This window comes from Erythrobacter litoralis HTCC2594, from assembly GCF_000013005.1.
GTDB lineage: Bacteria > Pseudomonadota > Alphaproteobacteria > Sphingomonadales > Sphingomonadaceae > Parerythrobacter > Parerythrobacter litoralis_A.
The window spans coordinates 864,767-876,757 of record NC_007722.1; the positions used below are offsets into that span (position 1 = coordinate 864,767).

The 11,991-nt window shown below is 60.3% G+C and carries 9 protein-coding genes; 5 read left to right on the forward strand and 4 right to left on the reverse strand.

Annotation, left to right across the window (positions count from 1 at the left end; translation table 11 throughout):
- The first annotated feature begins 115 nt into the window (after positions 1-115).
- The 5 genes from EL2594_RS04145 to mobF all read left to right on the forward strand — a co-directional run bounded on the left by EL2594_RS04145 (position 116) and on the right by mobF (position 7,333).
- Positions 116-514: a single-stranded DNA-binding protein gene (locus tag EL2594_RS04145; RefSeq protein WP_011413805.1), complete on the forward strand. Its 399-nt coding sequence runs from the start codon at positions 116-118 to the stop codon at positions 512-514.
- Between the two features lie 308 nt (positions 515-822).
- Entirely contained in the window at positions 823-1,044 is a 222-nt protein-coding gene (locus tag EL2594_RS04155) for a hypothetical protein (RefSeq protein WP_011413806.1), read from the forward strand.
- A gap of 669 nt (positions 1,045-1,713) precedes the next feature.
- Positions 1,714-2,043 carry a hypothetical protein gene (locus EL2594_RS04160; RefSeq protein ID WP_011413807.1) on the forward strand — a complete coding sequence of 110 codons (330 nt, stop codon included), beginning with the start codon at positions 1,714-1,716 and terminating at the stop codon, positions 2,041-2,043.
- Positions 2,033-4,372 carry a type IV secretion system DNA-binding domain-containing protein gene (locus tag EL2594_RS04165; RefSeq protein WP_011413808.1) on the forward strand — a complete coding sequence of 780 codons (2,340 nt, stop codon included), beginning with the start codon at positions 2,033-2,035 and terminating at the stop codon, positions 4,370-4,372. Before EL2594_RS04160 ends, EL2594_RS04165 begins: the two co-directional genes overlap by 11 nt.
- A gap of 48 nt (positions 4,373-4,420) precedes the next feature.
- Positions 4,421-7,333, forward strand: coding sequence for a MobF family relaxase (mobF, locus tag EL2594_RS04170; RefSeq protein ID WP_011413809.1), 2,913 nt, complete (start codon positions 4,421-4,423; stop codon positions 7,331-7,333).
- A gap of 93 nt (positions 7,334-7,426) precedes the next feature.
- Here mobF and EL2594_RS04175 read toward each other — a convergent pair whose 3' ends face one another.
- From EL2594_RS04175 to EL2594_RS04190, 4 genes are all read right to left on the reverse strand, one after another.
- Entirely contained in the window at positions 7,427-8,641 is a 1,215-nt protein-coding gene (locus tag EL2594_RS04175; RefSeq protein WP_011413810.1) for a type II toxin-antitoxin system HipA family toxin, read from the reverse strand.
- Positions 8,638-9,261, reverse strand: a complete 624-nt coding sequence (locus EL2594_RS04180; protein ID WP_010412533.1) for a helix-turn-helix domain-containing protein — start codon at positions 9,259-9,261, stop codon at positions 8,638-8,640. Before EL2594_RS04180 ends, EL2594_RS04175 begins: the two co-directional genes overlap by 4 nt.
- 572 nt (positions 9,262-9,833) lie before the next feature.
- On the reverse strand, positions 9,834-10,709 hold the full coding sequence (locus EL2594_RS04185; protein ID WP_011413811.1) for an ROK family protein: 876 nt from the start codon (positions 10,707-10,709) through the stop codon (positions 9,834-9,836).
- Positions 10,709-11,851, reverse strand: a complete 1,143-nt coding sequence (locus tag EL2594_RS04190; protein WP_049762529.1) for a glycoside hydrolase family 68 protein — start codon at positions 11,849-11,851, stop codon at positions 10,709-10,711. Before EL2594_RS04190 ends, EL2594_RS04185 begins: the two co-directional genes overlap by 1 nt.
- Positions 11,852-11,991 lie beyond the last annotated feature (140 nt).

The following is an 11,991-nucleotide window of genomic DNA, read 5'->3' on the forward strand; positions in this document are numbered from 1 at the left end:
CTTGGCCACCAGACAGGTCTGTGGGCCTGCGGTGCAGTCCTCCCATGCCCTGCTTCTTCTGGATGTTCGCAAGCCGGAGATGGTCTCCGGTTTGAGGAACTGAAGGATACAGCTCATGACCAATATCGCCATCATCACCGGCCGCCTCGCCCGCGATCCGGAAGCCCGTACGACCCAGGGCGGCACCAGTGTTACCGGGATCACCGTCGTCACCGATCGCCCGCTGCGCGACAAGGACGGTCAGACCTACAAGGACAAGAACGGCTACACCGCCAAGGAAAGCGAGTTCCACCGGGTGACCTGCTTCAACGGCCTCGCTAAGACCGTCGGCCAGTACTGCTCCAAGGGCCAGCTGGTCAGCGTCCAGGGCCGCATCCACTACACCCAGTGGGAGGATAAGGACGGGGTCACGCGCTACGGTACCGAGATCCTCGCCGACAAGATCGACTTTCTCTCCCGCGGCAGTGGTTCGAGCGACGACAACGACAATACCGACGCTCCCGAGATCGACTGACATATTCCATCATCGATGCCCATCAGAGGGGCGCTGTCCAGACCGGACAGCGCCCCTCTTCTGTTGCTCTATCAGACCTAAAGGGGAGGGGCCTGGCTCACGGTTGTCCCATTATGATGGGCGTGCAACCGGCGCATCAAGGACGGCAGGGTCCCACCATTTTGCCTCCCCTTCGCTCCGCTGCGGTCCGACAAAATCGTAACCCCTACCGCCGCTTCGCGGTCGCCCTTCAGGACGATCCCTGACCCGCCGGCCGCACGCCCATCCGTCCTGCTCCTGCCGTCAACGGCAGACATCAGGAGGAAATTATGGCTACGCAATTTCAACGCACTTCGACTTCGGATCGCTACTTTGCCGCACTGGCTGTGGCAGAGGGGCGGGCGCTGCACAGCTTCTTCGATCAGCACATTATCGAGGACAAGCGCCTTGGATATTTTGCCCTGGATGAGGGCGATTACAATGTACTTCCGGCGCACCTTGCAGCGCGCGTGGTGCACACCATCCACGGGGCGATGTCAGACGAGTTCTGACCGCATGAGCAGGGCAGGGACCGGCAACGGTTCCTGTCCTATTCTCATGTTCACAGGGGTGAAGGATGGCGATGGCGCAGTGCGAAAGTTGGACGCATAATCGGTCGCCCCTGGATTCGATAAAGATCAAACATTCTGGCATGTCGGTCCATTGCGCCGGACAATACATCTTGCTCCTTTGCCGTCATATCCAAGCAGGCCAGAACATTGGCCACTGATGTTGGCTATTTGGTCCCCATTTCGGAACATTTGAGGAAAATTCTCGTCCGAATATCTCGGTTCTGAACAAAAAGTTCCGCCGCTAAAGGCGACGCTGCGCTACGCTTCCGTTTTGAAACGAAAGCATTTTCTCCAATAATCTGGCCCGGTAAGCAACTGGTCACTGATCCGCAATTGAGAATGGGCTTGACCCAGCACACCGTACGCAGCGGGTGCTGCGATGGAAGGCGCGGAATTGTTTCGCGAATTCACCAAATTTCGCCGATACCATCTTCTGTGCCGGATGCGGTCCACTTGCTTTCTCGTCCGTGCCGAGTCGGCACAGATCCGTTTAATCTGCTGAAAAGCGATGTGAATTTTCCGTTTTCCTACACCCCCGGCGGCGGCCTAGAGTGGCACTTGCCTTTCGAAGGGTGAGCCAGGTTCTTTGAACACAAGGAACTTGGAAAAATGCAAAGACACCACCGGTTCGTGACCTATGTCACGCCCCTGATCGCCGAATGGATCAGGAAACAAGCAGACGAGCGCAGGGTCAGCGCGAGTATCGTTGTTTGCGATTGCATCTTCGATGCCTGGCAGCGCGCGACCGAAGCTGACCTGAGGACTCCGGCGACCGATCCGGGGCGCCAGAACATCTTCATCACAGTGGCGCTCGATGCGCTGCTTACGCATCATCCCGATAGCACTTTGCGCGACAGAACGGTCGCTGCCTACCAGCGCCGGCTGGAGCGCCTTGGCATCGTTGCACCCCGACCCATGGGAGGCGAGGATGAAGCATAATCTCGTCAACTTCACCCGCGGCAGCCAGCTTCTGGGGCATTTCGGCTTCATGTTTGCTGCGGGCCTCAAGGGGCCCCTGATCGTGACCTTCCTGGTCGTTCTCGGCCTGGTCTATTGGGACGTAAGCGGGGCGCTAGACGACTACCAGGTCTACCTCCTGTGGATGCATGCCTATGCCTCTGGTTATGCCTTCATGGAGTTCGATCCGGACAAGCTTGTGAACCTCAAGCTGGCCGATGGGAGCCTCGTCGCATTTCCCATTTCCGTCGTGACCGATTACCCGCCGATGCGCGAAGCGGTCGCGCTATTCCGGAGTGCGGTGATCAGCGCTTTGTGGCTTGCCGGGTTCATTCTTGCGCCGCTCTTCGCGCTTTTCTGGTGGGTTGCCGAACGCTTCGGCGAGAAGTCCAAACAGAAGAAGCATGTGCGCGGGGCGGAGCTTGCTACCTTGCGTGAACTTGACCGGGAGATCGCCGCGCACAACCGCAATGCCCGTGCCCGCGAGTATGGCGATGCGTTGGGCTGGCGCTGGCGTCTGGCCGGGTCGGCTTCGCTGCGGGATGCGGGCTTCTATTCTCCCGCGCATCTGGCAGGGGTCAGCTGGCCTTGGCGCCTCGAGCAGAGCCACGCGATGCTTGTTGGCACAACCGGGACAGGCAAGACCGTCGTCCTAACCGAGCTTACCAGGGAGATCCGTGAACGGGGCGAACGTGCGGTCATTTTCGATCTTACCGGGGCCTTTGTCGAAACCTTCTACGATCCCAAACGCGACATCATTCTCAACCCGCTCGACGCGCGCTGTCCCGCATGGAGCGTGTTCAACGATTGCTCGACACGTGCCGAATTCCATGCCGCGGCGGAGTCCCTCGTCCCGCACGATGGGGGCGGTGCCGAACAGTTCTGGGTGCTCGCCGCGCGCACGCTGTTCGTCGAGACCTGTCTCAAGCTCGCCGAAGCTGGGAGGGGCACCAACGCCGCGCTCGCCCACGAACTCATGAACGCCGATCTCTCCGATCTGCACCGTCTCGTCGAAGATACCATGGCCGGTCCCATCAGCACGCCGAGCGCGGCGCGCATGGCGGAATCGGTGCGTGCAGTGTTCAATGTCAACGCCAAGGCGCTCCAGATGCTGCCCGAAGACGGGACGCCCTTTTCGGTCCGCGAGTGGGTCAACGGGGCAGGTGAACCGGGCTCTATCCTGTTTCTGTCCGCGCGCTACATCGACATGAGCGTGCTCTCGCAGCTGCTCACCCTGTGGCTCGATACCGCGATCAATACGCTGATGGCGGGCCAGCGCTCGCGGGACATCAGGCTCTGGTTCCTGATCGACGAACTGGGCGCGCTGCATCGCCTGCCTTCGCTCGAGAAGGGCCTCCAGACCGCGCGCAATTTCGGGGGCGCGATCGTCACCGGGATCCATGCCTTTGCCAAGCTCAAGGATGTCTACGGCGAGAACATGGCCATGACCCTGTCCTCGCTTGCCCGAACCAAGCTGATCCTCGGCACAGCAGATCGCGAGACCGCCACCTGGTGTTCCGATATCATTGGCCACCGCGAGGTTCGCGAGATGGAGGAAGGATACAGCTACGGCTATAACAATGCGCGCGACGCGGTAAGCCTGACGCCCCGGCGCCAGGTCGTCCCACTGCTGCTTCCCGACGAGCTGATGAAGCTCAAGAACCTACATGGTTTCATCAAGTTTCCCGAAGGATTTCCGGCGGCACCCGTGGTCCTCGAACCGCGCAACTGGCCTCGGGTGGCCGAAGGCTTCATTCCCCGGGATATGCCGAAGTTACCACCGCAGACCCGGCACGCTGATGATAATGAGGGAGCAGGGGGCGGTGCCGGAGCAGCCTCTGAAACAGGCGACAATGATGGTGATCCTCGCCGGATGAGGAATGCGCACGATCGCACCGACAGCGCTGAAAAGAAAGCTGACCAAGAAGAGAAAAAGGAACCTCGCCGGACCCGTCGCAGCAACAAGGTCGAGCAGGCTCGACCGGATCAGACAAGGAAGGCTCGCGATCCGAATGCGCCAGGGAAAAGGGCGACATCGGACCCTCAGCGGCCGGCTCAATCCGAACTCCCTCTGTCTTCGAAAGCTGAGGAGCACCGCGGCATGGAGCAACGGGCTGTGCCTTCCGCCAGATCCGATATTCCCGATCCCGCAGCGCATCAGCGAGCACAGGTCGCGCGCGGCAAGGCCGACCAGAGGCTCCAGGAAGAGCAGCAGAAGTCGCTGCTTGGCGGTGCAGCGAAGCAGGGTCGCGATGCCGATCAGGGGCAGGACCATGGTCACGATTACGGGGACTTCGATCCGGACATGTGACGCTTAACCGGGGAGGGGACGAGGGCCAAGAGAAAGTGATCCCAGCCCATGCTTTCCGTCGCCAATGTCCGCTCGCCTTCGGCGGCGGCAAGCTACTTCGCTTCGGACAATTACTACGCGAGCGCCGATGCCGACCGCTCAGGCCAGTGGGTCGGCGAGGGTGCAAGGCGCCTTGGTCTCGACGGCAAGGTCGAGGCTGCGGTGTTCGACGCGCTGCTGCAAGGCGAGCTGCCCGACGGCAGCAGTGTCGGCAATCCCGGACAGACGCACCGCCCGGGTACAGACCTCACCTTCTCCGTCCCCAAGAGCTGGTCGCTGCTGGCGCTCGTCGGGAAGGATGAGCGGATCATTGCCGCCTACCGCGAAGCCGTCCTGGAAGCGCTGCACTGGGCTGAGAAGAATGCGGCCGAGACCCGGATGGTGGAGAAAGGCAAGATCGTCACTCAAGCCACGGGAAGCCTTGCGATCGGCCTGTTCCAGCACGACACCAACCGCAACCAGGAGCCGAACCTCCACTTTCATGCGGTCATCGCCAATGTCACGCAAGGCAAGGACGGGAAGTGGCGCACGCTCAAGAACGACCGGCTCTGGCAGCTCAACACCACGCTCAATTCTATTGCAATGGCGCGCTTTCGCGTCGCGGTCGAGAAGCTTGGCTACGAGCCGGGACCGACCCTCAAGCACGGCAATTTCGAAGCGCGCGGTATCACCCGCGAACAGGTCATGGCGTTCTCGAGCCGCCGCCAGGAAGTGCTCGATGCGCGGCGCGGTCCTGGTCTTGAAGCTGGCCGCATCGCTGCGCTCGATACGCGCGCCAGTAAGGACACGATCGAGGACCGCGAAACCTTGGGCAAGCTCTGGAGCGAAACCGCGAAATCCATCGGGTTGGACCTCGCTCCCTTGGTCGAGCGGGCCCGGATCCGCACACTGAAACAGTCGATCGAAACTGGCAGGTTCGGCTCGCTTGTCGAGCGCGGGCGCGCATGGCTGGGACGCTTCGCCGCGCATGTCAGGGGCGATCCGGCTGATCCGCTTGTGCCCAAGTCGGTCCTCAGACAGGACCGTGAGACGATCGCAGCGGCACAGGCCGTCGCTTCGGCGGTGCGTCATCTCTCGCAGCGCGAGGCTGCCTTCGAGCGCACCGCGCTCTACAAGGCCGCGCTCGATTTCGGGTTGCCAGCGACGATTGCCGATATTGAAAAACGGACCCGCGCCTTGGTGCGCTCCGGCGACCTCATAGTGGGCAAGGGAGACCACAAGGGCTGGCTGGCTTCGCGTGACGCGGTGATCGCTGAGCAGCGGATCTTGTCCGAGGTTGCCGCTGGCAAGGGTGCGAGCTCGTCTGCAGTTGAGACGGGAAGCGCGACCGCTCGTGTCCAGGCCGCTGCAATGGCAGGGCAGGGATTCCGCCTCAACGAGGGTCAGCTCGGAGCGGCGAAGTTGATCCTGACGTCCGAGGATCGAACGATCGCGGTCCAGGGAATTGCCGGTGCCGGCAAGAGCAGCGTTCTGAAACCCGTCGCCGAGGTGCTGCGCGCCGAGGGCCGCCCGGTTATCGGGCTCGCGATCCAGAACACGCTCGTCCAGATGCTCGAACGCGACACCGGTATAGCCTCGCAGACGCTGGCCCGGTTCCTTGGTGGCTGGAACAAGCTGCTCGACGATCCCGGTAACGCGGTGCTGCGTTTGGAGGCAAAGGCGGCGCTGAAGGACCATGTGCTGGTGCTCGACGAGGCTTCGATGATCTCGAACGAGGACAAGGAAAAGCTCGTCCGCCTTGCCAATCTTGCTGGCGTTCACCGCCTGGTCCTGATGGGGGACCGCAAGCAGCTCGGCGCAGTCGATGCGGGCAAACCCTTCGCGCTGCTGCAGCGGACGGGTATGGCGCGCGCTGAAATGGCGACCAACCTGCGCGCCCGCGATCCAGTCATCCGCGAGGCGCAGGCGGCAGCGCAGGCGGGCGATGTGCGCACGGCGCTGCGTCACCTGCAGCCGCACACGGTCGAAGCCAAGGGCGATGGCGCGCTGGTCGCTGCTGACATCTGGTTGGCGCTCGACAAGGACGACCGCGCGCGGACATCGATCTACGCCTCGGGCCGCGCCATCCGCTCTGCGGTCAATGCTGCCATCCAGCAGGGACTTCTCGCCAATGGCGAGATTGGCCCGGGCAAGGCCGAGCTCGGAGTGCTCGACCGCGTCAACACGACCCGCGAAGAGCTGCGACATCTCTCGGCCTATCAGCCTGGCCGGGTGCTCGAGGTCTCGAGAAAGCAACAGGCCCTGGGACTGTCAGCGGGCGAGTATCGTGTCCTGGGACAGGACCGGAAGGGCAGGCAGGTCGAAGTTGCGGATAAGCGCGGCAAGCGGTTCCGGTTCGACCCGGCACGGATCAGGGCAGGGAAGGGCGACCAGAATCTGACCTTGCATGAGCCGAGGAAGCTCGAGATCCATGAAGGCGACCGGATCCGATGGACCCGCAACGATCATCGCCGCGGCCTGTTCAATGCCGACCAGGCCAGGGTGGTTGCCGTTGTCGGCGGGAAGGTCACTTTCGAAACTTCCAAGGGAGACCAGGTCGAGCTCAAAAAGGACGATCCGATGCTGAAGCGGATCGATCTTGCCTATGCGCTCAACGCCCACATGGCGCAGGGTCTGACATCCGATCGCGGCATAGCCGTCATGGACAGCCGCGAGCGCAACCTGTCGAACCAGAAAACGTTCCTCGTGACGATCACGAGGCTTCGCGATCACCTGACACTGGTGGTCGACAGTTCGGACAGGCTCGGAGCAGTCGTGGCACGCAACAAAGGCGAGAAGGCCTCGGCCCTCGAGGTCACCGCACAGTTGACGCCGACAGAAAAGAAAAACGGCGAACTTGATCAGCTGAAACCGGAAGAGGCCAACAAGGCCGAAAAGGAACTCGCCCGAAGCAAGAGCAAGACACTGGACTTCGGGATTTGAAGGGCCGCTATGTGCCAGATTTTCTGACGAATTGGCCCCGGCAGTTGTTCCGGGTCGTGCCTGCGCGTGCACGACCAGATTTCGGAGCAGCTCTCAGATCGCAAGAGTTTTGCGATGCCTCTCAATCGCGCTTCGTACATCATCGGGGAAGGGCAGGTGTCCGCTTTCGCTGCGCCAGGCGTCGTCGAACCGTGCAACGACATCCTTCGCTGTCGCGGTGATCAGCTTGGCAGGCAGCTTCGCCTTGTCGGCGATCGCCTCGAGTTCATCATAGGTGTAGGATGCCCACTCGCGCGAGCTATGAAACTTGAGTGCAGCATCGTCGCCTGGGATATAGTCGAGCGTCGAAAGCAGGTCATAGGCAGGTGCCAGCAGCGCGTTACGCCTATCCGGGTAGATCAACGACCAGTTCTTGAGGTGCATGTCGCCATTCCCGATCAGTACCGAGTAGGTGAGCCGGCGGACGAATTCGACCACGCTTTGTTCGTCGGTCTCGATCGCCAGGACACTGAGAATCTGGCGGTAGCTCGCATTCTCGTATTTATCGTCTGCAAAGACACCGAACACCTGGGCGAAGTCTTCGGTGTGCACGGGTCCCTCTTCCCCCCGGTCGAAGCGCCGGATGGCAAAAGCGGACTCTCCGTAACGGGTGATACCTTCGGGTATGCCATCGATCTGATCGAGAGGCACAAGGCCGATTTCAGGTACGTCGATCCCGATCTTTGCTGCCAGTTTCATCGCTGCGAATTCAGCCTCGGGCACGTCCGGATGTCTCGCAGAGGGCAGCTTGACGATCCAGTCGCCGCCGCTGCCTGTGACTGGGATCGTCAGTCCGCCATTCTTGCCCTGGGCTTTGATAGCCGAGAATTTGAGTTGCACGCCGGCAAGCGAGAAGCGCAGCGCGCGCTCTGCCTGCTTCCCCGCCGCTTCTTCATCTAGCTCGTCGGCCTCCGTTTCCTCGGCATCGACGGCGAGGGCGCGCACTGCGCCGGGAAGATCGTGCCCGAGCTGTGCGAGAAGGTGGTATTCGCGCACGGCTTTCACGCCGGCGCGGCGGGCCAGGTAGTCGCGAAGCGTTCCTTCAGGAAGGAGGTTGGAGAAGAACGGCTCGATCTTCGTTCGATAGCTACGTGGCTCTGCGATGATCTCGCCATTCGCGTCCTTGTAGGCGAGCGAAAGCGTCGGCCGATCCTGGTCGGCAAGGTAGACATCGTCGAATGTGAAGATGCTCGCATCTCCATCGAGCCGTGCGATGGTTCCAACGCGCGTCTCACCCAGAAAGATATCGAGAGCCGCTGCGTTGATCATGTGGCGTCGTCCTCAAGCCGGTAAGCAGGCAGTCTGTGGGCACTATCTCGATCGATTGAGTGAACCTGCAGGTTTCTGACGTGCCGTAGGGCACGTGTGGATGCCGCGATCTGCTGGGCGAGTTTCTTCGTTCCTTCTTTTTGCTCAAGCGCCCAGCCGAGGTCCTGAAGATGCTTTTTCAGATGAGCGACGGGCTGCAAAGCCTGCTGGATGGCTTTGAGCGTTTCGGGAGTGAAATTAATGGTCTGGATATCTTTCAGGGCGCTTTGAAACTCATTCACCTCGGTGACGCTCGGATAGCTCTGCCGTAGTCGCTCAGCGAACCGGTTGGTTTCGGCAATCGTTGCGAGCGTTCGACTGGCCTCGCTTCTTTCGCGCTGTGAGCGAACAACGCCTTCGATCGCCGGTACGGTCCTTCGAGGCACTAGCTTCAGTTCGAGGTCGAGCGCGCGCGCTATTTCGACAAGGCTGGAAATCTGTAGGTCTACATTCCCGCCTTCGATTTTGGAGATGTGGCTTTGAGGCAAGCCCACCCGCTCACCCAGCTGTTTCTGGGTAAAGCCTTTTGCTATCCGAGCCACTTTGATGCTTGCGGCGATGTCTTCGATTGCCGTGCTCATAAATATGTTTCTGCATATGTTGATCGACGTATATATGTTTTAGCATATACTCTTATTTGTGAGAGGGGCAACAGAAATATGTAGAGGCATAAATTTCTGAATCCTCATATGTCATCGCATATTATGGGCGGAGATTGACGGCGACAAAGCGCGAGCAGTCGTCACTTCGCAGAACTTTTTCCAGCCTTTTCATCGGTCTTTCGATGACGGAGCTCTCGTCCAGAGATCTGCCGATCAGTCAGGCAAGCCATCGGCGGAAATGCGCCCCAGTTCCGGACCATCCGGCGGAACCCGCAGGCTCCCAAATCCAGTCGTTCAGTGACATCACAATAGCGTGAATCACACGGCCACAGGTCGAACGGAAGCAAAGCGTGCGTTTGCCATTTTGGAGCCAGCACAGAGAGCGAGGTAAGAGCACCCTCTTTTTTTCCCGGGGCTTGTAGGGTGGATTAGGACAAGAATGCGATCTCCTCGGTGAGTTCGCAGAGACGAATTGCTTGTTCACAAGATGTCGGCCCAAAGCTAGGATTGAATGCGCTTCGTCCCGAGAGCAGGTTGACACCTCAAAAAATTCAATCGGTGCTAGTCATCTTTGCAAGGAGTAATGCTCCAACTGCGCCCGAATCTTGTCCAAGCAACGGTGCAGCGAGCAGGTGTTTTGGTCCGCCCGGAAGATACTCTTTATCTAGTTGGCGTGCGCGAGCGTTCACCTTTTCAAGAAGACCGGGTGTACCCATCACTCCCCCTCCGAGCACGATGACTTCTGCCGAAGTGGTCGCGAATATCGTGTGGCAAAGCTGCGCCAGATAGTCCGCTATTACCCGGTGAGCGACATGGTCGAGCGGCAATTCGGAGAGCGAGCTTCCCCAGCGTGCGAGTATCGCGGGTCCGCATGCTAGACCTTCGAGGCAATCTCCATGATGCGGACAGGTGCCTGCGAACTCTAAATCCTTTGTATGCCTGCGCGGAAAGATGTGCCCCATCTCCGGGTGAGCAGCGCCATGAAGTGCTTTTCCGTCGACGACCAGTCCGCCCCCGATGCCGGTCCCCACGGTAACATAGGCTAGCGAGGACGCGTCTCGCCCGGCACCAAAATGGTATTCAGCCAGTGCCGCGCCGTTGACATCGGTGTCGAAGCCGATTGGTACGCCGAAACGCTTTCCGAAAAAGCTCGCCAGCGCGCAACCCGACCAGCCGGGCTTTGGTGTGTTGGTGATGCTGCCCCAGCTGGGAGAATCGCGATCAAGATCGACCGGTCCAAAACTGGCGATGCCCAGAGCCTCAAGACGACCCTGGCTGGCGAACCACTCAGCGGCTTCTGCCAAGGTGTCCTCTGGCTTGCGCGTCGGGATCGAATGACGGGAAAGGATGTCGGTTGGGGAGGAGCCAACTGCGAGCACGAATTTGGTGCCGCCTGCCTCGATCCCGCCAAGCAAGCCGTTGCCCATCAGCCTTCTACCAGGCGCGCTTTATCGCCATCCAATGCAATCTGCACGAACGGAGCAAAGGTGCCTCCGAAACGCGCTCTGCGGGTTTCTTCTTCGGTGACGTCCGGGTTCTCCGGCCCCCAATAGTCGACGAAGCTGGTGACTGTGAGGTCCGGCAGCACCCACCAGCTATAAGCTTGGGTCGGCTGGTCAACGGGATTGCCGATCACGAGGCCATGACCGTTCAAAAAGGTCCACGGTCCGTCCAACCTCTCTGCCGTTGCGCCATACAAGCCGGTCGGTGCTTCGATACCTGGGGCGAAAACGCCGCGCTGTGTCGACCAGAAGAGATACAATCGCCCTGCATGCTCGACGATATGGGGCCGCTCCAATTCGTTGTTCACGCCAATGGCTTCGACCAGCGGTGGCAAAAGCTGATAGTCCGGTCCACCAGAAGCCTTGGCCAGGCCGATGACACCGTCATGCGTGCCCGGGCTGGAGGCAGAAGAGCCGGTGAACAGCACATAGTCCTGACCCTCGCGGTCGCGGTAATGCGAAGGATCTCTGAAAGCTTTGATCTTGCCCGGTTCACCCTGGTTTTCATTCGCGGGCCGGTAGGTTTCGCCATCAGCCTCCAGAAACTCAATAGGCTGTGTCCACTCGCCGAATTCTCCGTCTGGAGCTAGCGTGGTCTGAGCCAAGAAGAGGCGCTGGTGATAGGACAGGCTGCTGTCACCCTTGTGACCAGTGGCCGTGAAGAAAAGCGTGACCTTGCCGTTCTCATAGCGTGCCGAGCCGGACCACTCTCGTGCACCCGGCGAGAGTGCTTCAGGCAGAGTACGACCAATATGTTTGAAGTGGCTCTCGACCCTATGGAAGTGGTGGATTCGAGCAAGATGGTGCCGGGCCTCAGGATCATCTGCTCGCGAAACAGCAAGAGCAAACCAGAGCTCGCCCCCGCGCCAAGAGATCGGAACGCCTGCAGGATCGGCCAGTGGCCAGGCATCCCAAACGTCCAGTTCCGGCGACATTGGTTGCGCGCTTGCAGAACCAATGATGGGGGCTTGATTGAAGTTTCCTGGTGCAAGCCCAGCAAGGTCTTGCGACAACCATTGTGTTGGGTTGCGCTGCTTGTTGCTCACTTTGGAATCGAAAGACGTCATCTGCCCCATCACCGCTTTCCGGTCGACTGATGCCAAGGACTAGTGCGGCAGCTATCCATCCCTCAGGATCGAGAGATTAGTCGCACTACAATGCAGTTGGTGGTCGGTCGAGGGGAGGGCTCGACCGACCACCGGGTAGA